This window comes from Halobacterium sp. BOL4-2, from assembly GCF_016917835.2.
In the GTDB taxonomy this organism is placed as follows: Archaea; Halobacteriota; Halobacteria; order Halobacteriales; family Halobacteriaceae; genus Halobacterium; species Halobacterium salinarum.
In genome coordinates, this window is sequence record NZ_CP070332.2 from 765,383 (window position 1) to 787,799 (window position 22,417).

The following is a 22,417-nucleotide window of genomic DNA, read 5'->3' on the forward strand; positions in this document are numbered from 1 at the left end:
ATTAGGTGAGCCTAAACTTCAGGATTGCGTTCCCGGCACGCCGCCCACTACGCGGGCGGCTCGCGCACAACCGTGTGTTCGAGGGTACCGACGCCCTCGACGGACGCCGCAACGCGGTCGCCGTCGGTGAGCTCGCCCACGCCCGGCGGCGTCCCAGTCAATACCACGTCGCCCGGCTGCAGCGTCACGAACGCCGTGATCTCGGCCAGCAGCGTGGGCACGTCGAAGACGAACTGCGAGATCGACCCGGACTGGCGGCGCTCGCCGTTGACGTCCAACGTCACGGTCGCGTCGTCGGGCACCTCGTCGGGGGTTGCGACCACCGGCCCGAGCGGACACGATCCGTCGAACGCCTTGCCGCGGACCCAGTTCTGCTCGCGGTCCTGGTCGGTGCGGTTGGACACGTCGTTGGCGACAGTGTACCCCTCGACGGCCGCCATCGCAGCCCCGGCGTCGAGGTTGCGGGCCTGGGTGCCGATGACGACCGCGAGCTCCGCCTCGTGTTCGACGCGTGTGTTCGGCGGGAGCGGCGTGGCGTCGCTGTGACCCGCGACCGTAGTGGGTGGCTTCAAAAACAGCAGTGGGCGGTCCGGAACGTCGGCGTCCCGCTCGTCGGCGTGCGCCGCGTAGTTGCGGCCCACGCAGACGACCTTCGACGGGTCACACGGCGGCAACACGTCCACATTCGCTCGGTCGAACGCACGCCCGGCGGCGGCGACGACCTCCGCATCGGGGTCGTACTCGCCGACCCGCACAGCGCCGGCCGGCGTGCGAAAGCGCATTCGGTGCACGCCCCCGGGTTCCGGCGGTGGTCGCTTCAGGGTTGTGGCACCGGCAGCCCCCGAACACCGCAGCGCGCACATTTAAGGGCTGTTCCGGCGTACAGGGGGATGTTATGGAGCTTACTTGGTTCGGACACTCGACGTGGCGCGTAACAGTCGGCACCACCGATCTCCTCGTCGACCCCTTCTTCGACAACCCCCACACCGACACCGCTCCCAGCGAGGTCGCTGTCGACCACGTCCTGCTCACACACGGCCACGCCGACCACATCGCACACGTCGGCGCGTTCGCCGACACCCACACCGTCGGCACCCCCGAAGTGACCGGCTACGTGGCCGACGAAACCGGCGTCGAAGACACCACCGGGATGAACCTCGGGGGGACCGTCGAGCTCGGCGACGCGTTCGTGACGATGGTGCGGGCCGACCACACCAACGGCCTGGAAACCGGCTACGAATACTCCGGCGGAACGCCCGTCGGCTACGTCATCTCGGACGCCGCGCCCACGCAGACCGGCGACGGCGACGCCACGACGTTCTACCACGCCGGCGACACCAGCCTCCAATCCGAGATGAAAGACGTTATCGGTCCCTACCTCGACCCGGACGCCGCCGCCGTCCCGGTCGGCGACCACTTCACAATGGGGCCGATGCAGGCCGCTGTCGCCGTCGACTGGCTGGACGTTGATGTCGCGTTCCCGATGCATTACGACACCTTCCCGCCCATCGAGGTCGACACCGCGGACTTCGAACGCGAGGTGAACGCCACCGGCAGCCAGGCCGACGTTCACGTGCTCGACGGCGACGAAACGGTCGACCTCTCGGACGCGCTGTAAAACCAGGCTGCACTCCCACCGGCGTATTTTGACGTGTATGACCGAATCAACAGCGGCATCGGCTTCACTCCGCTATTGGCTCCCCTCACGGTTCCGTTGGTCTCCCCAGCCGGACACAGCCATGTTTTTAGTTCCTGTCTTTTGTATTATGATATGATGGCGTGCACCCGTCGGAAGGCCCTGGCTGCAGTAGGGACGACCCTCTCGCTGTCCGGCTGTGCGAGGATCGCTCGCCCGTCGTCAGAACGGGCGGCAGCCACAACTAACGAGCCGAGTGACACTGAACACGCGGTTGAGACGCATTCAAAGCCGACGTTCGTGGGTGAATCGTTCCCGCTCTCGGTAGAAGAAGACGCAAACACCGTTGACGAACTAGCGGATGCCAGTCTCGTTTTCGTATCCCCCGAGACGTCGTTGAGCGACCGGAAACTCGTTGATGCCGTCTGTGGTGGATCGCTGATTGCGTTTGTCGGATCCGAGGCGGGCAAGCAGCTGGGGGCAACCCTCGACGAAGGAAATGCCCGTCAGTGTCTCCCGTACGCCACCGAGGGTGGCAGCGGTGCCGTCGTCGCGGGTGTTCATCCAGCAGCGGGTGAGTTGGTGACACATTATTACGGGTCCTCAGGGGACAACACCCAGCAGTACAAGTACAGCGCCCTGAACGACTTGAGTTCGTATTTCAGCTCCGATCAGTGAACTGCCTCGGGGCCAAGCCCCGCGGCACTCGGCCTGCTCCGACCCGTACGCGGTCGTTGGCAGTGGATCGTTGGGCTGGACTCGACGACCGCGAGAAATCACAGCGGGCAAGCGCGGCGGGGTTGTGCCGCCCGACGAAGCATATGCCCCGAACAGCGTTGCTGGAGGGGCCGCGTGACCACGTACGAGGGACATCCGTCGCTGCCACGACCGCAGCTCTCGGAACCGATCCCGCCGGAAGAACAACGCTTACACTGGCGGCGGGCGATCATCGAAACGCAATGACCATCGAAGTAACCAGCACCTCGGCGGACGGCTACACGACTCAGTCCCGAATCGGGGACTTCGAACTGACCATCGACGCCACGGACGAGGACGGCCCGAACCCGAACGCGACGCTGCTGGCGGACTACGCGTCGTGTTTCATCCCGGCGTTCCGCGTCGGCGGCCAGAAGGAAGGCTTCGACGACCTCGGCCGCATCGACATCGACGTGGAGGGTGACCTCGACGACCACGACGACCTCACCGCGATCCGGTTCCACCTGCTCGTCGAGGAGGACCTCGACGACGAGGCGTTCGACGCCATCGCGGACCGCGCCGAGGACATCTGCCACGTGCACAGCGCGCTCCGTGCGGACCTCCACGCGGAGCTGTCCGCCGAGACCGGCGCGTTCTGAGCGCGCGATCCGAGCGGCAGCCGACACACCAGCTTGTTCTTTGCGCGGGCGTCGCAGCATACAAACACGTCCCCATCGTAGCCGTGGGTATGACTGCCGATTGGCAGGACCGCATCGTCGGCGCTCGCATGAGCGTCGACGACGCGTTCGCCGACCGCGTGCAGGCCTCTGATCTCTCCCGCCCACAGTGGGGGCTCGTGATGACGGCCGTCGAATTCGAGTTCCAAGACCCCGACGACCCGGCTGCCGCCCGGATCGTCGCCGACACGTCCGGCCTCGAGCACGTGTTGCCGGAGATGGAGACGGTCGACAGACAGATGGCACCCGGCGGGCCGGCCGGTGGCGGGTCCGGAACCAGTTCGGGGGTCGTTGACGGCATCAAGAACGCGCTCGGCCTCGGCGATGACGGCGGTGGGGACCACGAGGCACTCGCCACCGAGGCCGAAACGCTCGCAAGCGCCTACGCCGACGAACTCCAGGCGCATCTCGAAGACGAAGGCCGATTCGATGCGGTGCGCCAGGCGGCCGCTGACGCCGAATAGTCGGGTCGCCGGATCACTCGGCGTCGGCACCGAACAGCGACAACTCTTCGGCGTCGTGAGCGGTCAACAGCTCCGCGACGAGTTCGTCGTAGGACTCGTCGTCGGACTGCAGAGCCTCGAGTCGCTGCACGGTCTCCTCGCTGAGTATGACCTTCGGCATACGCATCTGTAGGCTGTGACACACCATAAATCCGGGGGCGGGAAGGTTTTTGCCAGTGCGCGCCGATCGACCACCCATGAGTGACGGCTTCAACCTCGACCTCCGGCGCGCCGAGGACGAACTCGACACCCCGGCTGACTTCGACGGCAACGTCACCCTGGGTGTGCTCGACGGCACCACACCCGACGAAGAATGGGTCGAGGAGGTCACCCGTGGGAACGTACTCTTCTTGGCCGTTGATGGCGACCTGAACGCGCTCGCCGAGGGGTTTGCGGGCACGGTCAAAGACGCCGGCGGCTCCCTCGTACATTTCCGGGAGTTCCTGGTCGTGTCACCGCCGGACGTGGACGTCGACGCCGGCCGCCTGTAGGACGACCAGCCGGCTACCAGGTGAGCCCGTCGTAGGTCAGGTCCGCCTGCGGGTCCACGACGCGCCGGCCGTCGACGACGACGCGCTCGGCCATGGCGTCGAACTCGTCGTCGAGGGCCGCGAACTCGTCCCAGTCGGTGACCACGACGGCCCCGACCGCGTCGGCGAGCGCGCCCGCCGCGCTGTCGGCGTACGTGACCTCGGGGCGCTGCTCGGCCATCTTCTCGGCCGCCACGGGGTCGTACGCGACCACGTCAGCCCCCCGGTCCTGGAGCCCGTCGATGACCGGGACCGCGCGCGTGCCGCGGATGTCGTCGGTGCCCGGCTTGAACGACAGCCCCAGGACGGCGACGCGCTCGCCGGCAACGTCGACGTGACCGTCCAAAAGCGAAAGCAGGCGTTCGGGCTGGCGGTCGTTGACCTCGACGGCGGCCTCCAACATCGCCGGCTCGTAGCCCGCGTCCTTGGCAGCCGCCGTGATGGCCGCAACGTCTTTCGGGAAGCAGCTTCCCCCCCATCCGACCCCGGACCGGAGGAACTGGCCGCTGATGCGGTCGTCCTCGGCGATCGCGTCGGCAACCTCGTAGGCGTCGACCCCGAGCTCCTTGCAGATGTTCCCCAGATCGTTGATGAGGCTCACCTTCGACGCCAGAAACGCGTTGTTGGCGTACTTGATCATCTCGGCCTCCCGCAGCCCCGTCTCCACCACGGTCGCATCGCCGGCGTCCGCGAGCAGTGGCTCGAAGACCGCGTGCAACTGGTCGTAGGCGGCGTCACGGCGCGCGCCGAACACCACCTTATCCGGGTGGCGGAAATCGTCCACAGCAGACCCCATCCGCAGGAACTCCGGATTCATCGCGAGCAACGGGTCGTCGAATCCGGCGCTCACGAGCGCGGATTCGACCACGTCCTCGGTCGTCCCGGGAACAACCGTGCTTTTGACCACGACCATGTGGTCGTCGGCTCCGGCCAGCGCCTCGCCAAGCGACGCCGCCCCGGATTCCATGATGGACGTGTCGATGCTCCCGCCCTCACGCGCCGGCGTGGGGAGCGCGAGGAACGTCACGTCCGTGTCACGAACCGCCTCGTAGTCCGTGGTGGCGCGCAGTCGCGTCCCAGCGTGTGCGTCGATCCGCTCGGCGAGCCCGGGCTCGTGGATCGGTGCGTCGCCGTCGTTGATCGCCGCGACGACGTCCGCGTCCACGTCGACGTTCACGACGGTGTGTCCGAGCTCGGCGAAACACGCCGCGATCGTCGTGCCGACGTACCCACTCCCAACGATGCTCACGTCCATCCAGTGGTCACCATACGCACCGGTACTCAGCGGCTACACAAAGTTGATTCGCCACACTGCAGGGGGGTGTCGTCAGGGTCGCCCCGCGAAGATCGCGTCCGCCGACGTCTCGTTCCGGTTGAACGACGTGATCGTCGCCTGGATCACGTCCCCGGGGGAAACGCCGGCCGGCACGTCGGTGGTGAACACGACGAATCCCTCGACCTTCCCGACGGCGACACGGTCACCGGAGTGATGATCAGTGAACTCCGTCACCCCGAACTCGTAGGTCTCGCCCAGCGACACCGGCGGTGTGCGTTGCTGGGCGTCCCGGTGTGCGCGCTGGGACTGCCCGGCCGACGACCCGCTGCGACGCCGCCACCCAACCCCGACCGCGAGCAGACAGAGCACCGCCGCCCCGGCACCGATCATGAGCGTGTTCATGCTGCCAGCATCCCAGCGCGCGCCCTACAAGCCATCGACTCAGCGCCGCCGCCTCAGCCCCGACACGAACCGCGACAACTCGGCCGCGAGACCGAACAGCGCGACTTCGACCCCGAGTGCAGGCGGTAACGCGAGCGTCCTGCCTAGAATGCGGCAACGACCATCGGCGTACCCCGTTTTAAGACCGTGGTGTGCGTACTACGGGTATGCCACTCAAACAAACCGGGCGTGCGGACGCGATCACGGAGATCGACCGCTTCGAGGGCGGTGTCGGCTGGATCGCGTACCCAGAGGAGACCATGCAGCGCGCGAGCCACGCGCTCGCTGTCCCGCCAGCCGACGACGAGGACGCCGAGGCCGACGTCTGGGTGATCGATCCGGTCGACGGCGACGGTGTCGACGAGCTGCTCGCGGAGCTGGGAACCGTCACCGGCGTCGTCGTGCTGATGGACCGCCACGCCCGGGACGCCGAAGCCGTCGCCGACCGCCACGACGTTCCGATCTACGTGCCCTCGTACGTCGACCCCGAGATCGACGCCCCTACCCAACCCATCACCGGATCGCTGCCCGGCACCGACTTCGAGCTCGTGCGCACCGTCGACTGGCCGATCTGGGACGAGGCCGCGCTCTACGACGGCGAAACGCTCGTCGTCGGGGACCTCGTCGGCACGGTCGACTACTTCCTGACTGGCCGCGAGCACGTCGGCGTCCACCCGATGCTCCGGATCGCGCCGCCGTCGCCGCTGACCGACTTCACGCCCGACCGCATCCTCACCGGACACGGTGACGGAATCATGCAGACCGCCGCCCGCGACCTCGAATACGCCGCCGACGGCGCGCGCCGTCGCGCACCGAAGGCGTGGCTGAACAGCCTGTCCTCGATGCTGTCGTAGGCGTCGGCATCGGTCACTTGTTCAGGCGCTCGATGCGGCGGGTCTGCTCGCGGTGCAGGGTCACAATCAGATCCGACAGCAGTCCGAACATCAACAACTGCACCCCGAACAGCACGCTCACCCCCGCGACGAGTGCGATCACCTCGTGGCTGACCCCGTGCAACAGCCAGTCGTACGCCACGTATCCCGCAAGCGCCACGCCGAGCGTGCCGAACCCCGCGCCGATGCTCCCGAAGTAGAACAGCGGGTTGGACGTTTTCGCGAGACTGTACAGTGTTAGGATGATGCGCGCCCCATCCGAGATCGGGTGCAGATTGGTCTCCGAGTCGTCGGGCCGCGCCCGGTAGGTCGTCGGCACGACCCGGGTCGTGATGTTGTGCCGCGAACACTCCACGGCCATCTCCGTCTCGATACCGAACCCCTCCGCCGAGAGAAACATTCGGTCGAACGATTCAGCCGTGAACGCCCGGTAGCCGGAGAGAATGTCGCCGTAGTCTTCGCCGTGGATGCGGTAGAACGCGCGATTGATGAGGCGGTTCCCGATCTGGTTGAGGGTGCTCATCGCGCCCGGCCGCATGTCAGCCGTGCGATCGCCGACAACGTGTTCGGCTTCCCCAGCGACGAGTGGATCGAGGAGGCGTGACGCCTGCGCGGGCGGGTTCGTGCCGTCGCCATCCAACAGCAGCACATACGCCGCCTCGATCAGACTCACGCCCTCGCGGACGGCCTGCCCCTTCCCGTCGCCGGACTGCTGGACGACTTCCGCGCCGTGTTCGGCCGCGACAGCCGCCGTGTCGTCGGCCGAGTTTCCGTCCACGACGAGGACGTGGCCCACGCCGACCTCGAAAAGCCCGTCGATCACGTCGGCGATGGTCGCCGCTTCGTTCCGCGTCGGAACGAGCGCGCACACCTCCTCGTACTCCTCGCTCATTACGTTGGCGTGGACGGGGTGACCGCAAAAACGTTTTCTTCGACTGCGAAGAAACGCCGTATTGATACGTAGCCGAGGCAAACCTGACGCCGACGAACAACCCGTGGGTTACCTATGAGATACGGTCGAACGTCGATCATTCACTTTCTCTCGAAGCTCGTCATGTCGTTCTCGGGGTTTGTCGCGACAGTCGTTTTGACTCGGACGCTCGGCCAAGAGCAGTACGGCACGTACGTGGTCGTACTATCGGTTCTGTCCTGGGTCGTTATCGGAGGGAAACTCGGGCTCCCACAGGCGGTTCGGAAGCGAGTCAGCGAAGCAGACGGTGGAAATTACGTCGTTTCTGGGGCGCTGGCACAAGTCGGCCTGTACGCAGTAGTGGCCACCTGCATCTGGATCACACGTCCCTACCTGAACGACTTCATGGGCCTCAGCGTGACCTGGGTGCTCGTTTTGATGCTCGCAGTTCGACTCGCTCTCGGCTTCGTGCGAACTGTCCTCGAGGGGCAGCATCTTGTTCACGTTTCAAGCGTCCTTTCGCCAGTCGAGTGGACGAGCCGGAGCGTCGTACAGGTCGCGCTCGTTCTGTCTGGGTCCGGCATTGCGGGTGCCTTTGCTGGTTACATTGTGGGCGCCATCGTGGCGGTTATCATTGGTGCGTACTTCGTATCGATTCCCGAGAGACTGCCCTCTCGCCACGAATTCTCCCGTCTCAAGTCCTATGCGCAGTTCTCCTGGCTCGGCTCCATCAAAGGACGAACGTTCCTCTCAATGGACACCATCGTTCTCGCAGTGTTCGTTTCCAACAGTTTCATTGCGGTCTACGAGGTGGCGTGGAATTTGGCATCACTGTTCGCCATATTCGGCATCTCCATCTCAAGGACGCTGTTCCCGGAGATGAGCGAGATCTCGTCCAACGAAGGGACGGAAGACGAAATCGCAGGGCTTCTCCGCGTCAGTTTGGCGTATTCCGGGCTGTTCATCATTCCGGGGCTAGTTGGCGCCGCGCTCCTCGGCGACCTCGTTCTCACCATCTACGGCCCCGGGTTCGACACTGGCTACTACGTTCTCATCGTTCTCACGTTTGCCCGCCTCTTGTATGGGTATATGGGGCAGTTCCTCTCTACCATCAACGCACTCGACTATCCGGGCCGGACGTTCAACATCAACGCTGTCTTCGTCGTGGTGAACCTCATGCTGAACCTCACTCTCACGTGGCAGTTCGGCTGGTACGGGGCAGCAGCAGCGACGACAACGTCGGCGGGTATGGGCTTGATGCTGGGGTACTACTACGCGAGACAGGTGGTCGACGTCACCATCCCGTTCATGGAAGTCGGAAAGCAGTGTTTGTCGGCGGTTATTATGGCTGCCATCGTGAGTGTCGGCCGACTCAATACCGCCGAATCACTGCCAGTTGCGGTCGTACTCGTCGGGATCGGCGCTTGTGCTTATTTCGCGTCCTTACTCGCTCTCTCTCGGGAGTTCCGCACGACTGTTGAGGATAACCTCCCCTTCCAGTTCCCCACGATCGGACCATGGTAGACCGGTCACTTCATCACTCTCGATCCTGCTACGAAAGGGTATATGAGGACGAACGTTCGGGAGTGGCTCGCGGAGATGCGACAACGGTTCCGTGAGAACCCCGTCCGCGCCCCACTCTACGTCGTGTACACGTGGTACCTAGTGATATGGTACGCAGTGACTTCACGGATGTCACTTGGAACCAACGTTTACGAGCGAGACTGGGACGTGCTCCTGATTCTCGACGCTTGCCGTATCGACACGCTCCGAGAGGTTGCCGACGAGTACGAATTCATTGACGACGTGGAGACAATGTGGTCAGTTGGGAGTCAGTCAGACGAATGGATGGCGAACACGTTCACAGAGGAGTATCGGTCAGAGATCGAGAAAACACACTACGTGACTGGGAACGGCCACGCCAGCCAACTATTTGAGCGCCACAACCTTCCGCCGAAGAACAACACGACTCCGCTCGACGTCTCCCGATGGAACCTCGAAGATCTCTCGACCTTCGACGCCGTCGACATGGTATGGCAGGACCATCACGACGAGACATACGGGGTAGCGCTCCCGCGAAGCATGACCGATCACGCCATCCAGGCGTCTCGGGATAACAACCCAGACCGACTGATGGTCCACTACATGCAGCCCCACCGACCGTACATCGGGCACGCGATACGCGAGGGCAGGCCTCCGACCGAACTAGAGCAAGAGGGGTACGAACAACTCGAAGCTGGTGAAGCCGACAGAGACGTAGTCTACGACATGTACCGGGAGACACTCAGGTTCGTCCTCGACGATATCGAGGAGCTGCTGGAGAACCTCGACGCCGAAACCGTCGCGATCACTGCAGATCACGGTGAATCATTTGGTGCGTGTGGGGCCTATGGTCACCCGGAAGGGTTCCCCTATCCGATCGTAAAGAAGGTCCCTTGGGTGGAGACGACAGCGACTGACGAACACTCCAGAGAACCCGACGTGGAGTCGTCTCAGACTGATCAAATCGATGTCGAGGAGCATCTTGAGGATCTCGGCTATCGTTGATTCGACCGATCTTATCGGCGGCCTCACGTACGAACGTATTTAAATATTCGTCTGTAACCGCGATTCATGCAAGCAGTCGTGCTCGCTGCGGGTGAAGGAACCCGACTCCGTCCACTGACAGAAGACAAGCCAAAGGGGATGGTAGAGATAGCCGGGAAACCGATCCTCACGCACTGTTTCGAACAGCTCGTTGCGTTGGGTGCTGAGAAGATCGTCGCCATCGTTGGCTATCGGAAGCAGAACATCATCAGCCATTACGGCGACGAGTTCGACGGGGTTCCGATCACCTACGCGCACCAGCGCGAGCAGAACGGACTAGCGCACGCCCTGCTCAAAGCCGAAGAACACGTCAACGAGGACTTCATGCTGATGCTCGGGGACAACATCTTCAGGGCGAACCTGGAGGACGTTGTGAGCCGCCAACAGGAGGAGCGGGCGGACGCAGCGTTCCTTGTCGAGGAAGTCGGTTGGGACGAGGCCAGCCGATACGGCGTGTGTGACACCAACGATTACGGAGAAATCCAGGAAGTCGTCGAAAAGCCGGACGACCCGCCGTCAAACCTCGTGATGACGGGGTTCTACACGTTCTCTCCGGCGATCTTTCAGGCGTGTAAGCTCGTGCAGCCGTCGGATCGAGCGGAGTATGAGCTCTCAGACGCGATCGATCTGCTGATCAAAAGCGGGCGGACCATCGATGCGATCCCGATGGAAGGCTGGCGGATTGACGTCGGATATCCGGAAGACAGGGACGAAGCAGAAAGTCGGCTGCAGGAGGCCGAGGCGTGACAGCAGTCGTCCTCACGGTCGGTGAAGAGACGCGACTCGAATAGGGAAAACCCGGGCGAAGCCGTTAGTCCCAGTGGCTGGCCGGCCACTCATGGAGCACGTCACGGCGGCGGGCCGCGGTGTGGTGAATAGGGTCGAACCCGTCGCCGGCTCCGGCAGAGGACGTATAGTCATGCACCGATCAGGGATCTTCGGTGGCGAACTCAATCACGATATGCTTGCATTGATAACTCAAAACGCCCGTGATTTCCGCGCTCACGGATGTCGAACCCACACAGGAGGTGCTGCAAACGTGAGCAAAGTCGGGTCGGGCACCCGTAGTCGGCGTTTCCGCGCTCAGTGACGCCAATCGAGCTCTTGAACTCGGCTCCGAAGCCCCACAATTGGAGGCGAGAAATCGGCTAGACGAAGGTGTATCTTCTGTCGTTCGCGTGTAACGTGTTGATGCGCTCGGGTAGAACATTAACAAGCCGCGTAATACGACAAATGAGACCACAGTAGGTTAAGCGCAAGATCGGTTATAACCCCGAAATAATATTGCGGGGTGTACTCTATCTTAGTAAGATGGAGGCTGATATTCTGGGATTGGTTCCCGCAAGAGGAGGGTCAAGTCGAGTAGAGCGAAAGAATATCCGCGACGTAGGAGGGAAACCACTCATTGCCCACACTATTGAACAAGCCCAGAAGTCCGAGACCATATCACGGACTGTCGTGTCTACTGATGACGAAGAGATAGCAAGGGTAGCTCGAGAGTATGGTGGTGACACTCCGTTCATCCGCCCCACAGAGTTTGCAACAGATACCGCATCAAGCGCGTCAGTAGTCACGCATGCACTCGACCAACTCGAAGACCATGGCGAAGAGTTCGACTCGATTTGTCTACTGCAGCCAACATCGCCACTGAGGTCAGCAACTGACATTGATCAATCAATGCGTAAATTCCACCAGTCGGATGCGCATACCCTACTAAGCGTTAGTGAGTTTACAGAGCCGCCCCAGTATGCCGTTCAAAGAAACGGAGCAGGATATCTTGAAGAGCGATATGATCCAACGCTGCTGTTCTCCGACTCGTACGTACGTGAGCAAGATATCAACGATCTACTATATCCGAACGGCGCAATATTTGTGTCCTCAGTGGACTCCTGGCGGGAGAATAAGACGTTCTACAGCAGCAAAACAGAGGCATTCAAAATGCCACCGAGACGGTCGCTGCAAATCGACGAAGAGTGGGAACTAGAGCTGGTGGACGCGTTCGTCACGCATTGAAATCGCCTGCAGTTTGGAGGGGATCACCATGACCAACAATAAGTATATGAGTACAAGCGCAAATCAGCAACACATGGGGAAAAAGCTAGTCACCTTTCTGACTACAAGGGCGCAGTACGCCCGAATCAAAACCGTACTATTGGGACTTCAAAGGTCGCCTGAGTTCAGTTTGGAAGTTGTGTTATCTGGCGGAGCAACCGTACACGACTACGGAGATCTTAGACCGGTTCTTGAGGGCGACGGGGTAGATATCGACCACGAATTGACCAATCTGCTTGACGGTGGCTCTCCCGTTGCTCAAGCGAAAACAACAGGTCTTGAATTAATAGAATATTCGAGCGTTATCAACAGATCTGATGCTGACGCGTTGATACTAACTGGGGACCGATTCGAGACGATGGCAGCGACCTTAGCAGCGTCATACCAGAACGTTCCTGTCTGTCACTTTGAGGGCGGCGAGATTACTGGTTCAGTCGACGACAAAGTCCGGCATGCAACGACAAAAATGTCGGATTACCACTTCGTATCGACCGAACGGAGCGAGAAAATCGTACGAAGTCTCGGTGAACACCCAGATACGATTTATCGAACCGGGTGCCCCTCAATTGACATTGCTGCAGAGATCGAACAAAATCGTGCGGACAACTACGATCCCCAAGAAGAATATGGAGGAGTCGGCGATCGAGTTAACGTAGATGAGCCATATATCGTTGTACAGTACCATCCGATACCAACCAAGTACCAGAGTAATTACGAAAAAACGAGATCACTGGTTAACGCGGTGGATAAATCCGATGTAAATGTATTTTGGTTCTGGCCAAATATGGACGCCGGGACAGATCAGGTTTCTAAGGCCATACGAGAGTACCGAGAGGCGGAGTCTCCAGATGGTGTACGGTTCTTCATCAACCTCGAACCCGAAGACTACCTAACACTTGTCAGTAACGCGGCTTGTGTCGTCGGAAATTCAAGTGTTGGAATAAGAGAATGTTCGTACTTCGGAACCCCTGTTGTAAACGTGGGAAGTCGCCAATCGAATAGAGAGCGCGGGCCGAACGTTGTGGACGTTGAGTGTGAAATGTTGGCAATCAAAGAAGCGCTCAGATCCCAGATTGAACACGGTGAGTACGACTCCAGCTTCATTTACGGATCCGGAGAAGCGTCCAGCAAGATAATTGATGTTCTATCTTCGATCACATTTGAACGAAAAGATCCGATGAGTCCCGAGCAGATCGGGATACAACCGGAAGTAAAAGATAGCTCGGCGAGGTAGCCCATGCTAGGCATGAACGGAATCCAAATCGGTACCGACGAAGCACCGTTCGTAATAGCTGAGGTCGGAATCAACGCAGGCGATGATCTCGAACTGGCGAAGCGTTTTATCGAGGTGGCTGCAAACGCCGGCGCGGACGCGGTGAAATTCCAAACACACCTCCCCGGGAAAGAGATGGTTGCAGAGGAGATGGAGAAAATCGGTGCTGGTGAAGTCTACGAGGACGTCTCGGGTAGTTCGTTTTCGAGGGGTGAGCACCGAGCGTTACAGTCCCACTGTAAGCGCACTGGAGTCGAGTATTTGTCAACCCCATTTTCCGTGGAAGCAGTTGACTGGCTGGAAGAGCTTGACGTCTCCGCGATCAAGATCGGGTCTGGAGAGCTGACGAATTACCATCTGCTCGGTCGAGCAGCAGAGGTAGGCGTGCCACTGTTGGTCTCTACGGGAATGAGCGACTACGAGACCATCAGTGATACCGTGGATTTCCTTCGAGAGCGAGGTGCTGAGTTCTCGTTGCTCTACTGTGTCTCGGAGTACCCTACCGACCCGGAAGACTTCCAGATAGACACTATTCGGGAGATGAAGTCGAGATACAACGTACCGGTTGGTTTCTCCGACCATTCAAAAGGTGTGGAAGCTTCCGTGATTGCGATGGCGAGGGGTGCAGATTTCGTCGAGAAGCACTTCACTATTGATCGGCGGCTCCCAGGTCCAGACCAAGAAGTTTCTATCGATCCCGAGCAACTAGAGACCCTAGGGAACTACGCCGAGCTCATTGACAGCACACGAGGCCACGAGAAGTTCATCACTGAGGAGGAAACGGATGTCCAGGCATGGGCCCGGCATAGTGTGGTGCTAAAGCACGATGTCGAGAATGGGCAGAAGCTTACGGAAAATGACCTGACTACGAAACGTCCGGGTACTGGTGTAAGCGCAGACCGATTTTACGAGGTCGTTGGACGAGTTGTAAATGCGAACCTCCCTTCCGGAGCTGTCCTCAAGGAGGACGATCTAGCAGACGAGTGAACACTCAGAAAATGAAAGAGAGGTTACGTCACAGACAGACAACGCGTCCCAAACACCTAGTTAAATGATATAATGCGTACGGTTCCAGAGGTCCACGAAACATTCAACGACATCGAGTCAAAGTTCGGCTTATTTGATCGAACAGTCGCGGGTGTCCAATACTGGGAGCGTGTCCGAAACGACATTTACGACAACGTTTGTCTTTCACTGGGCATTTTTGAGGAGGCCGGCCCAGAGCTGGGAAGCTCTTGGAAAGATCGATTTCGGGGCCTTTACCTGCTTTTCCGTAATGTACTCGTGAAGAACCCATACCTTACTGGCGACCACGACTTTCTCTTTTATGCACATCCCCGGAGAAAGCAGCGAGATGACGGCACATGGTTTGATTTGTATACAGATCCAGTGTTGGAAGGCAGCAATCTTGATGCAGTCTCAGTGGAGTATGACCACAAGTTGAACCATTATACTCCGCCGTCTACCTCTCTTCTTCGGTACACTGACTTCATTGAGTACCTGGGTACTCTGTACAAGATGGTATCCCGCTACTCCATCCCGGAGACAGAAGTGGATTATTTGAAAAACGCTGAGCAAGAGTTCAAAGAGCAGTTCGGTGTTGCAGTTGATCTCGTTGGGACAGTTCGGGATGAGCTTGCTGAGCGACAAGCGCTCCTGCCGCTCTACGACGCCCTTTTGCGGCGAGTAGACCCAGAGGTGGCTGTTCTGGTAGTCAGCTATGGAAAAGAATCGTTTATTGAAGCGTGTCAGAGGCGAGGCGTTCCTGTTGTAGAGCTACAGCACGGCTCAATCTCTAAGTATCACTTTGGATATTCGTTGCCGAACAACAGACAAAAAGTGGCGTTCCCGGACTATTTTTTTACTTTTGGCCCGTTCTGGCGTAATCGGTTTGATCTACCATTGGACTCTGAAAACGTCTACGACGTTGGGTATCCATATTTGGAGAGAGAAGCGGATAAAGTCCAGGACCAAGAAGATATTATATCAGACATTGGTCCGCAGATACTGTTTATTTCACAAGAAACTATCGGCGCAAAATTATCAAAATTTGCAGCAGAGACATCCGAGCTAGTAGGAGACGAGTATTCGATTATTTATAAACTACACCCGGATGAGTACTCCACCTGGGAAACGAAGTATCCGTGGCTGATCAACTCGCCAATCGAAGTCCGTGGGCCTGAATCCGACTCCCTTTATGAGCTATTCGCGAAAGCAGACATCCAAGTGGGAGTTTACTCAACGGCAGTTTACGAGGGACTCTACTTTGAACTTGACACGTACGTAGTCAATACTGGAGGCGTCCATAATATTGAAGATTTGATTAATGAGGGAGTTGTTACTTCTGTTTCTTCTCCAGAATCATTCTATGTCGAATTAAAAGAAGGAGCAACTGCAGAGTATAACCCAAGCCGATTCTTCAAGAGTGACTCAACTAACAACGTCAAGCAAAAACTACGCTCCATTCTAAATCAAGAGCGAGATAGTGAGTGATCAGTCGCAAATACATGACCGACCACGACGATCTTCACCAACAGATTGGGGCTATTTGTAACCCAGGGCAGAGAGCCTATCCCTCGCGTTAGCACTATGACTACGCTCAGCAAAGTCTTCTTTCGGAGTGTAATCACTATTCCCTTTTCCATCAATCCTAACCCACGGAACGTTGCGGACTTCGCCGGTAGGGATCCCGCGAGGGTGGCCATACACTCCAGATTCACCTAATCCGTTCCCGTGATCTGATGTTAGGACAATGTCTGCGTCACAGGAGCGCTTCAGTAAATCAACCTCCTCAAGCAGTACCTCTAAGTTGTGTCTGTATGCGGTCCAGATTTCTTTCCGACTAGCGTCCCCGTATCTGATCTGATCCCATACGTCCTTGGACTGGTCCGGAGTACCGCCATCTCCGAAACCCTGATCGTAACCATCGTAGAGCTCAGCATGATCAAAGAACGGTGCATGAGGCTGCATGTAGTGGACTACAATTTGGTCTATGTGATACTCGTCTTTGTTTTGCCAAACTCCTATCACCCTGTCAGTCAACGGGCGAGGAGGCATCGTGGATATCTTCGCCTCCTGCCAATGACTTCTCCATAACTCGTCTAAGAGTCCGAATTTAGAATCGCGGTATCGTTTGGAGTATGGGTTCCCAGTTATGTACGCGGTGCGTCGCATCTCGTCGGAGTACTCAGGAGTAAACGTGTTGGCCATCCATTCTGGGGACTTGGATCCGACACTCCGAATGTGCGGGACACCGTCGAACTTTTCAGTCGATTGCAGCAGATCAACTCTACATGCATCCGCGACTACCAGGATGTCCCAGTCTCTTTCCCAAACGGCTGTTCCAGAGGGGAAGACGGGGTTTAGTCGTCTTAATACCCCATACCATAACTCTCGAGTAGCGTCCCGGGTCGCCTCTCTTGTATCTCTGTGCCTCATGTCTCGATAGGTGTTCCGTATCCAGTTCGCAAGTCCCATTAGGACGTAACAGTGCATGGTAAAATATAACATTTCGTACTTGCTTCCTGATCTTTTGTAAGCGATGTATCCTCAGATAGTTGTAGAGAAATGTTTATCAACTCTAATCTAGTTAATCTAACTAGCGACGTCACGGGCGTGAAACATGGACGACGATAAGTGCCTCAGTGGTGTCTAAAATGATGGCATAACCATGGAAGATCACGCTCAGAGTCTAGATGTTTCTATCGTCATCCCAGTATACAACGATCCAGACGGGATTAAGCAAACTCTCCAATCGATCACCAAACACAACACGCCAACTCTCACAGAAGTAAGAGTTGTCGACAACGCCTCAACGGACAACACTAAAGAGGTGGTACGGAATCACAAGCCTGCCAATAGTGTTGTACTATCGAGAGAAGTCGAGATTCAAAGCTCATATGCTGCACGTAATAAGGGAATAAAAGAAACCAATGAAGACCACACTGTGGTCGCGTTTCTTGATTCCGACGAGACAGTTGGTGACGACTGGTTGGAGAAAGCACTAGTTGAGATGCAGACGAGAGACATAGACTATCTTGGTTGTAACGTCGAAATCACTCTTCCTGAAGACACCCTCGTCGGCAGGTACAACGCTCGCACCGGGTTCCCGGTCGAGCAGTATCTCGAGGAACAGAACTATGCGCCGACGTGTGCACTGCTTGTCCGTCGTAAGGTGTTCGAGGATGTCGGTCCCTTCGACGCCCGGCTCATCTCCGGTGGCGATCGGGAGTTCGGCGATCGCGTCCACGACGCCGGCTACGAACAGGGCTACGCCGAGAACGCGACCGTCTACCATCCGGCCAGGACGTCCCTCGAATCTCTCGCGAAGAAGAACTTCCGCGTGGGGCGTGGATTCTGTCAAAAACAACGGTACTATCCGGAGCGCTACGGCAAACCAGGCATCCCCCCAACACCGAGCGGTCCGAGTGGCGGCGACGACGGGGACGAACCGGATGCCAGCCTGACTCGGCTTGCGTTCACGCTCCTCTCGATCGCGATGCTCGCCTGTCGCGGCGTGGGATACTACTACGAGTTCGTCGTCGGCGAGGAAAACGACGGCATCCCCGCGCCTACGAGTTAGCGTGCGCCACGAGGTTCGGCGTCGCGATCGCGTACACGTATCCGAGGCCGACCGCTGCGGTGAACACGAAAATCGCCACGAGCTGTTGGAGGCGCTGCACCGACGGTGACTGGACCAGGTTTCGGGCGCGCGTCGGGACGAAACGCGTCAGCAGCTGGGTCAGATAGCTGCTCTTGTTGTCCTCAGCGTCGGGGTACAGCAGGTCCATGACGCGCTTGGAGTACCCCTGCCAGAACGACCGGAAAACGAGCCATCCGAACTCGCCGCGGTAGTCGAACAGCTTGTGGTGGACCCGTGCGTCCCGCGTGAACACCATTCCGCGGCCGTACTCCTCGCGCAGCCGAATCCCGACGGGGGCTTCGTGGGCCTGGAGGTGTTTGTCGCCTTTCCGGCCCGTGTTGGGGTCGTAGCCGCCGACGTCGAGGAACTGGTCGCGCCGGTAGGAGATGTTCGACCCGTACGTGTTCCGGACTTCCTCGCCGTCGTCGGCGAACCCGGGTTCGACGCAGCCGACCAGCCAGTAGAACTCGGCGGGGAAGAAGTCGGGTTTCTGGGTCTGCCAGTCAGGGACGACATCGCCGCCGACGGCGATGGCGTCGGTCTCCGCGTAGACACCGAGGAGCTGTTCGATCCAGTCGTCTTCGGCGGTCGCGTCGTCGTCGATGAACGCGACGATGTCGCCGCTCGCGATTTTGGCACCCTTCGTGCGGCTGTACGAGATGCCCTGATTTTCGTCGTTACAGTGGAGGACGACGTGCTCCTCGTCACCGAAGTCCGCGCGGACACGCTCGAAGACGTCGTCGTTGCCGTCGACGACGAGAACGACTTCGAGGTCGTCGTGGGTCTGGGCGAGCACGCTCTCGACGGCGTCGGCGAACGGACCGTAGCGGTCCATCGAGTACGTGCAGACGACGACTGAAACCTTCATCATCGGGAATGTGACCGGTGCTTGAATAAGGATTGTGCTTTGGGGCATCCGGTCCGACCGGCCGCGAGTTCACAAGGCTTATTCGCGTTCTTTTTGTCCGTTTCCACAATGAGCGAGACGACTGACGCGTCAGGGCTGTCCTCGGGGTTGCCGTCCCGGGCCCTCGGCGCGCTCAAAGACTGGTACCACGTACCCGTGCTGGGTGCGGTGCTCGCGTTCATGTTCTGGGTGCGCGTGCAGTCGTGGGACAACTTCTTACAGAACGGGGAAGTGTATCTCTCCGGAAACGACGCCTACTATCATCTGCGGCAGGTGACGTACACTGTCCATCATTTCCCGGAGACGATGCCGTTCGACCCGTGGACGAACTTCCCGCACGGCACGCTTGCCGGACAGTTCGGGACGCTGTTCGACCAGATCCTCGCGGCCGTCGCGCTGGTGGTCGGGATGGGGTCGCCGTCGGAGCACACCATCGCGATGACGCTGCTGCTCGCGCCGCCGGTGTTCGGGGCACTGCTGGTGGTGCCGACGTACGTGATGGGGCGGCGGATTGCCGGCCGGCTCGGCGGCCTCTTTGGAGCGGTCATTCTGGGTCTGCTGCCGGGGTATTTCCTGCAGCGGACGCTCGCCGGGGCCGCCGACCACAACGGCGCGGAGCCGCTGTTCATGACCCTCGCGGTGGTTGGGCTGATGGTCGCGCTGTCGGTCGCCGAGCGCGAGAAACCGGTGTTCGAGCAGTTCCGCGCGTGGGACGCCACGGGCCTCCGTGACGTGGTTGGGTGGAGCGTGCTGGCCGGTGTGGCGACCGCGGTGTACATGTGGGTGTGGCCGCCGGGCGTGCTGTTGGTCGGGATCTTCGGCGCGTTCTTCCTGGTGAAGCTCGTCGGCGATTACGTCACTGGAACGAGCCCCGATCACGTCGCAGTGGTCGGCGCAGTGAGCATGACGACAACGGCGCTGTTGATGTTCGCACCGCTGGGCGAGAGCGGGTTCGGCGTGTCGGGGTTCTCGTTCCTCCAGCCGGTGTTCGCGCTGGGCGTCGCGGTCGGCTGTGTGGTGCTTGCGTGGCTCGCACGGGTGTTCGATGAGCGGTCGCTCAGCCCGGCGGCGTACGTCGCCACGGTCGCGGGCACGCTCGTGGTCGTCGTCGGTGCGCTCGCCCTGGTTGCGCCGGGGTTCTGGTCGTCGCTGCAGTCGAACCTCCTGAACTACATCGGGCTGAGTTCGACCGCGGACACGCGCACGATCGGGGAGGCGCAGCCGTTCCTGTTCCGCACCGGCCAGTACGGCCTGGGGATGTTCGGCGTGGTGTTCCTCGAATACGGGACTGCGTTCTTCTCGGCGCTCGTGGGTGCCGGCGCGATCCTGTTGAAGCCCCACCTGACCAGCGGGTCGGTGCGGCGGATCGTCGGGGTGGCGGGGGCGACCGCCGTGCTGGCGATCGTTGCCGTGTCGCCGGCGGTGCCGGCGGCGATCGGCGGTGTGGTCGGCCTTGGCGGGCAGCTCACCGCGCTCCTCATCGCCGCGGTCGTGCTGGCGGCGATCGCGGCGACCGGGCAGTACGACGCCGACAAGCTACTGTTGGTGGTGTGGGGGGCGTTCGTCACGTCGGCGGCGTTCACACAGGTGCGGTTCAACTACTACCTGGTGGTGCCGGTCGCCGTGTTGAACGCGTACGTCCTGCGGGCGGTGCTTGCGGCGGTCGACCTCGACCGTCCGGTGGCGGCGATCGAGGGCGTTTCCTGGTACCAGGTCGGGACGGTTGTCATCGTCGCGTTGATCGTGTTGGTGCCGGTGGCGGCACCGGCTGTGGCCGAAGCCACGAACAACGACTCCGCGTCGGGGCCGGTGTCACCGATCAAGCTCTCGAACAACCAGAACCAGCCGGTGCCCTTGCAGTCAGCGATCACCGCAGGACAAGGCCAAGGTCCGGGTGGTGTGGTGGCGTGGGACGACGCGATGGACTGGTATCAGTCCCATACGCCAAAGCAGGGGACGTACGGCGGGGCCGACAACGCCGACGCCCTTGATTACAACGGGACGTACAGTCAAACCGAGGACTTCGATTATCCGGCGGGGTCGTTCGGCGTGTTGTCGTGGTGGGACTACGGCCACTGGATGACCGTCCAGGGGCACGCCATCCCGCACGCGAACCCGTTCCAGCAGGGGGCAACGTCGGCGGCGAACTTCCTGTTGGCTGACGACGAGCAACAGTCCGAGTCCGTGCTCGCGGACATCGAGGAGGACGACGCCAAGAACCGCTACGTCGCGGTCGACTGGAAGATGGTGATGCCGCCGCTGCCGTACCTCAGTTCGGGGCAGTCGAAGTTCAGCGCGCCGGTCGTCTTCTACGATGGGCCACGGGACCTCTCACGGGGTGACTTCTACCAGCAGGCGTACAACGCCGACTGGGAGGAGAACCGGATCTCGAACGCGCGGTTCTTCCGGCAGTCGCCGCTGCTCAAAAAGCAGGCGTACTACGAGTCGATGATGGTGCGGCTGTACCGCTACCACGGGTCGGCCAAGCAGGCCGAGCCGGTCGTGGCTGACTGGCGCCGCAGCGTCAACACCGGACAGGGGACGGCGGCGGCCTTCGACGCGGCGACGAACAACACCAAGCAGTTCGATTCGATGGCCGACGCGAAGGCGTACGTCCGCAACGATTCGACCGCGCAGATCGGTGGCACGGGCAGCCTGCCGGAGGCTGACGTGGCCGCGCTGGAGCATTACCGGTTGGTCGGCGTGAGCGCGAACCACACCGCGCCCGCGAACCTGTGGTATCTCGGCGGCGAGCTGAGCACCGAGTATTATCCGACGTCGGTGAAGCTGTTCGAGCGCGTTGACGGGGCGGCCGTCACGGGCACCGGCCCGGCAAACACCACGGTGAAGGCGTCCGTGGAGCTGAACCTCACGCAGATGGAGTCGAACGAGGGGACACATCCCTCGTTCACGTACACGCAGTACGCGGACACGGACGCTGACGGCGAGTTCACGATGAGGCTGCCGTACTCCACGACGGGCTACGATGAGCTCGGGCCGGCCAACGGCCACACGAACGTGTCGGTGCGTGCGACCGGACCGTACACGTTCACCGCGGGAGACCAGGCGGGCAACGCGAGTGCAGTGGTCGCGGACACGGCCAGCGTTTCCGAGTCGCAGGTCGTCTCCGACGGGGCGACACCCGTGACGGTGTCGTTGGACCCCACTGGCGGGGCGGCCGGGAACGAGACTGCAACGAACGGATCAGTGGCGACGCCCACAGCCGACGGCGAGTCGGCTGACAGCGACGGCACGGACGCCGACACGACGAACAGCACGGCCGGCGCGCTGCCGGCGCGTGTTGGCGCTGAGTTGACCCACCGCGGACACTGATC

General features: G+C 60.3%; 22 protein-coding genes. 15 read left to right on the plus strand and 7 right to left on the minus strand.

Translation table 11 applies throughout. From position 1 onward, the window contains the following. Window positions 1-47 precede the first annotated feature (47 nt). Window positions 48-791 carry a fumarylacetoacetate hydrolase family protein gene (locus tag JRZ79_RS17195; RefSeq protein WP_205252642.1) on the minus strand — a complete coding sequence of 248 codons (744 nt, stop codon included), beginning with the start codon at window positions 789-791 and terminating at the stop codon, window positions 48-50. Window positions 792-895: 104 nt separating this feature from the next. Here JRZ79_RS17195 and JRZ79_RS17200 point away from each other — a divergent pair, with 104 nt between their 5' ends. The 4 genes from JRZ79_RS17200 to JRZ79_RS17215 all read left to right on the plus strand — a co-directional run bounded on the left by JRZ79_RS17200 (window position 896) and on the right by JRZ79_RS17215 (window position 3,533). Beyond that, a complete protein-coding gene (locus JRZ79_RS17200; protein ID WP_010902743.1) occupies window positions 896-1,618 on the plus strand; it encodes a metal-dependent hydrolase in 723 nt (240 codons plus the stop codon). 153 nt (window positions 1,619-1,771) lie between these two features. After that, the gene (locus tag JRZ79_RS17205) at window positions 1,772-2,314 is read left to right on the plus strand and encodes a hypothetical protein (protein ID WP_205252643.1); all 543 of its coding nucleotides are present in this window, start codon (window positions 1,772-1,774) and stop codon (window positions 2,312-2,314) included. Window positions 2,315-2,595: 281 nt separating this feature from the next. Beyond that, window positions 2,596-2,991 carry an OsmC family protein gene (locus JRZ79_RS17210; protein ID WP_012289270.1) on the plus strand — a complete coding sequence of 132 codons (396 nt, stop codon included), beginning with the start codon at window positions 2,596-2,598 and terminating at the stop codon, window positions 2,989-2,991. A gap of 89 nt (window positions 2,992-3,080) precedes the next feature. Next, on the plus strand, window positions 3,081-3,533 hold the full coding sequence (locus JRZ79_RS17215) for a DUF5799 family protein (RefSeq protein ID WP_010902746.1): 453 nt from the start codon (window positions 3,081-3,083) through the stop codon (window positions 3,531-3,533). A gap of 13 nt (window positions 3,534-3,546) precedes the next feature. Here JRZ79_RS17215 and JRZ79_RS17220 read toward each other — a convergent pair whose 3' ends face one another. Then, window positions 3,547-3,693 (minus strand): hypothetical protein, encoded by a 147-nt coding sequence (locus JRZ79_RS17220; RefSeq protein WP_012289271.1) that lies wholly within the window; start codon window positions 3,691-3,693, stop codon window positions 3,547-3,549. Window positions 3,694-3,769: 76 nt separating this feature from the next. Between JRZ79_RS17220 and JRZ79_RS17225 the strand changes: the two genes are divergently transcribed. After that, a complete protein-coding gene (locus JRZ79_RS17225; protein ID WP_010902748.1) occupies window positions 3,770-4,063 on the plus strand; it encodes a DUF5779 family protein in 294 nt (97 codons plus the stop codon). Between the two features lie 13 nt (window positions 4,064-4,076). Here the strand turns inward: JRZ79_RS17225 and aglM are convergent, their stop codons facing one another. Together aglM and JRZ79_RS17235 are read right to left on the minus strand one after the other, a co-directional pair. Next, a complete protein-coding gene (aglM, locus tag JRZ79_RS17230) occupies window positions 4,077-5,357 on the minus strand; it encodes a UDP-glucose 6-dehydrogenase AglM (protein WP_205252644.1) in 1,281 nt (426 codons plus the stop codon). A gap of 72 nt (window positions 5,358-5,429) precedes the next feature. Further along, window positions 5,430-5,780 carry a TRAM domain-containing protein gene (locus tag JRZ79_RS17235; RefSeq protein WP_205252645.1) on the minus strand — a complete coding sequence of 117 codons (351 nt, stop codon included), beginning with the start codon at window positions 5,778-5,780 and terminating at the stop codon, window positions 5,430-5,432. A 206-nt stretch (window positions 5,781-5,986) separates the two neighbouring features. Here JRZ79_RS17235 and JRZ79_RS17240 point away from each other — a divergent pair, with 206 nt between their 5' ends. Continuing rightward, the gene (locus JRZ79_RS17240; protein ID WP_205252646.1) at window positions 5,987-6,673 is read left to right on the plus strand and encodes a hypothetical protein; all 687 of its coding nucleotides are present in this window, start codon (window positions 5,987-5,989) and stop codon (window positions 6,671-6,673) included. Between the two features lie 13 nt (window positions 6,674-6,686). Here JRZ79_RS17240 and aglJ read toward each other — a convergent pair whose 3' ends face one another. After that, the gene (gene aglJ, locus JRZ79_RS17245) at window positions 6,687-7,604 is read right to left on the minus strand and encodes an S-layer glycoprotein N-glycosyltransferase AglJ (protein ID WP_205252647.1); all 918 of its coding nucleotides are present in this window, start codon (window positions 7,602-7,604) and stop codon (window positions 6,687-6,689) included. Between the two features lie 114 nt (window positions 7,605-7,718). Between aglJ and JRZ79_RS17250 the strand changes: the two genes are divergently transcribed. The 7 genes from JRZ79_RS17250 (at window position 7,719) to JRZ79_RS17280 (ending at window position 16,026) form a co-directional block, all read left to right on the plus strand. Then, the gene (locus tag JRZ79_RS17250; protein WP_205252648.1) at window positions 7,719-9,146 is read left to right on the plus strand and encodes a lipopolysaccharide biosynthesis protein; all 1,428 of its coding nucleotides are present in this window, start codon (window positions 7,719-7,721) and stop codon (window positions 9,144-9,146) included. A 42-nt stretch (window positions 9,147-9,188) separates the two neighbouring features. Continuing rightward, window positions 9,189-10,169 (plus strand): sulfatase-like hydrolase/transferase, encoded by a 981-nt coding sequence (locus tag JRZ79_RS17255; RefSeq protein ID WP_205252649.1) that lies wholly within the window; start codon window positions 9,189-9,191, stop codon window positions 10,167-10,169. Window positions 10,170-10,235: 66 nt separating this feature from the next. Further along, complete coding sequence (gene aglF / locus JRZ79_RS17260; RefSeq protein WP_205252650.1) at window positions 10,236-10,955, plus strand: UTP--glucose-1-phosphate uridylyltransferase AglF; 720 nt, start codon at window positions 10,236-10,238, stop codon at window positions 10,953-10,955. A gap of 564 nt (window positions 10,956-11,519) precedes the next feature. After that, the gene (locus JRZ79_RS17265; protein ID WP_205252651.1) at window positions 11,520-12,221 is read left to right on the plus strand and encodes an acylneuraminate cytidylyltransferase family protein; all 702 of its coding nucleotides are present in this window, start codon (window positions 11,520-11,522) and stop codon (window positions 12,219-12,221) included. 73 nt (window positions 12,222-12,294) lie between these two features. Beyond that, window positions 12,295-13,494: a UDP-N-acetylglucosamine 2-epimerase gene (neuC, locus tag JRZ79_RS17270; RefSeq protein ID WP_205252652.1), complete on the plus strand. Its 1,200-nt coding sequence runs from the start codon at window positions 12,295-12,297 to the stop codon at window positions 13,492-13,494. A gap of 3 nt (window positions 13,495-13,497) precedes the next feature. Continuing rightward, window positions 13,498-14,520: an N-acetylneuraminate synthase family protein gene (locus tag JRZ79_RS17275; protein WP_205252653.1), complete on the plus strand. Its 1,023-nt coding sequence runs from the start codon at window positions 13,498-13,500 to the stop codon at window positions 14,518-14,520. A gap of 72 nt (window positions 14,521-14,592) precedes the next feature. Then, window positions 14,593-16,026, plus strand: coding sequence for a hypothetical protein (locus tag JRZ79_RS17280; protein ID WP_205252654.1), 1,434 nt, complete (start codon window positions 14,593-14,595; stop codon window positions 16,024-16,026). A 51-nt stretch (window positions 16,027-16,077) separates the two neighbouring features. Here JRZ79_RS17280 and JRZ79_RS17285 read toward each other — a convergent pair whose 3' ends face one another. After that, window positions 16,078-17,010 (minus strand): sulfatase-like hydrolase/transferase, encoded by a 933-nt coding sequence (locus JRZ79_RS17285; protein ID WP_205252655.1) that lies wholly within the window; start codon window positions 17,008-17,010, stop codon window positions 16,078-16,080. Between the two features lie 193 nt (window positions 17,011-17,203). Between JRZ79_RS17285 and JRZ79_RS17290 the strand changes: the two genes are divergently transcribed. Next, on the plus strand, window positions 17,204-18,115 hold the full coding sequence (locus JRZ79_RS17290) for a glycosyltransferase (protein WP_205252656.1): 912 nt from the start codon (window positions 17,204-17,206) through the stop codon (window positions 18,113-18,115). Here JRZ79_RS17290 and aglG read toward each other — a convergent pair. Continuing rightward, window positions 18,105-19,043: a glucosyl-dolichyl phosphate glucuronosyltransferase gene (aglG, locus tag JRZ79_RS17295; protein WP_205252657.1), complete on the minus strand. Its 939-nt coding sequence runs from the start codon at window positions 19,041-19,043 to the stop codon at window positions 18,105-18,107. The two genes, JRZ79_RS17290 and aglG, sit on opposite strands and share 11 nt — an antisense overlap. Before the next feature lie 108 nt (window positions 19,044-19,151). Here aglG and JRZ79_RS17300 point away from each other — a divergent pair, with 108 nt between their 5' ends. Next, window positions 19,152-22,415, plus strand: coding sequence for an oligosaccharyl transferase, archaeosortase A system-associated (locus JRZ79_RS17300; protein WP_205252658.1), 3,264 nt, complete (start codon window positions 19,152-19,154; stop codon window positions 22,413-22,415). The last annotated feature ends 2 nt before the right edge of the window (window positions 22,416-22,417 follow it).

What these genes read in the sequence shown, in the direction of transcription:
- JRZ79_RS17220 (WP_012289271.1), bottom strand. Translation starts at nt 3,693, where the DNA reads ATGCCGAAGGTCATACTCAGCGAGGAGACCGTGCAGCGACTCGAGGCT.
- JRZ79_RS17205 (WP_205252643.1), top strand. Translation starts at nt 1,772, where the DNA reads ATGATGGCGTGCACCCGTCGGAAGGCCCTGGCTGCAGTAGGGACGACC.
- JRZ79_RS17275 (WP_205252653.1), top strand. Translation starts at nt 13,498, where the DNA reads ATGCTAGGCATGAACGGAATCCAAATCGGTACCGACGAAGCACCGTTC.
- JRZ79_RS17290 (WP_205252656.1), top strand. Translation starts at nt 17,204, where the DNA reads ATGGAAGATCACGCTCAGAGTCTAGATGTTTCTATCGTCATCCCAGTA.
- JRZ79_RS17235 (WP_205252645.1), bottom strand. Translation starts at nt 5,780, where the DNA reads ATGAACACGCTCATGATCGGTGCCGGGGCGGCGGTGCTCTGTCTGCTC.
- JRZ79_RS17265 (WP_205252651.1), top strand. Translation starts at nt 11,520, where the DNA reads ATGGAGGCTGATATTCTGGGATTGGTTCCCGCAAGAGGAGGGTCAAGT.
- JRZ79_RS17285 (WP_205252655.1), bottom strand. Translation starts at nt 17,010, where the DNA reads ATGGGACTTGCGAACTGGATACGGAACACCTATCGAGACATGAGGCAC.
- JRZ79_RS17240 (WP_205252646.1), top strand. Translation starts at nt 5,987, where the DNA reads ATGCCACTCAAACAAACCGGGCGTGCGGACGCGATCACGGAGATCGAC.
- JRZ79_RS17210 (WP_012289270.1), top strand. Translation starts at nt 2,596, where the DNA reads ATGACCATCGAAGTAACCAGCACCTCGGCGGACGGCTACACGACTCAG.
- JRZ79_RS17200 (WP_010902743.1), top strand. Translation starts at nt 896, where the DNA reads ATGGAGCTTACTTGGTTCGGACACTCGACGTGGCGCGTAACAGTCGGC.
- JRZ79_RS17300 (WP_205252658.1), top strand. Translation starts at nt 19,152, where the DNA reads ATGAGCGAGACGACTGACGCGTCAGGGCTGTCCTCGGGGTTGCCGTCC.
- aglG (WP_205252657.1), bottom strand. Translation starts at nt 19,043, where the DNA reads ATGAAGGTTTCAGTCGTCGTCTGCACGTACTCGATGGACCGCTACGGT.
- neuC (WP_205252652.1), top strand. Translation starts at nt 12,295, where the DNA reads ATGGGGAAAAAGCTAGTCACCTTTCTGACTACAAGGGCGCAGTACGCC.
- JRZ79_RS17255 (WP_205252649.1), top strand. Translation starts at nt 9,189, where the DNA reads ATGAGGACGAACGTTCGGGAGTGGCTCGCGGAGATGCGACAACGGTTC.
- JRZ79_RS17215 (WP_010902746.1), top strand. Translation starts at nt 3,081, where the DNA reads ATGACTGCCGATTGGCAGGACCGCATCGTCGGCGCTCGCATGAGCGTC.
- JRZ79_RS17280 (WP_205252654.1), top strand. Translation starts at nt 14,593, where the DNA reads ATGCGTACGGTTCCAGAGGTCCACGAAACATTCAACGACATCGAGTCA.
- aglJ (WP_205252647.1), bottom strand. Translation starts at nt 7,604, where the DNA reads ATGAGCGAGGAGTACGAGGAGGTGTGCGCGCTCGTTCCGACGCGGAAC.
- aglM (WP_205252644.1), bottom strand. Translation starts at nt 5,357, where the DNA reads ATGGACGTGAGCATCGTTGGGAGTGGGTACGTCGGCACGACGATCGCG.
- JRZ79_RS17225 (WP_010902748.1), top strand. Translation starts at nt 3,770, where the DNA reads ATGAGTGACGGCTTCAACCTCGACCTCCGGCGCGCCGAGGACGAACTC.
- JRZ79_RS17250 (WP_205252648.1), top strand. Translation starts at nt 7,719, where the DNA reads ATGAGATACGGTCGAACGTCGATCATTCACTTTCTCTCGAAGCTCGTC.
- aglF (WP_205252650.1), top strand. Translation starts at nt 10,236, where the DNA reads ATGCAAGCAGTCGTGCTCGCTGCGGGTGAAGGAACCCGACTCCGTCCA.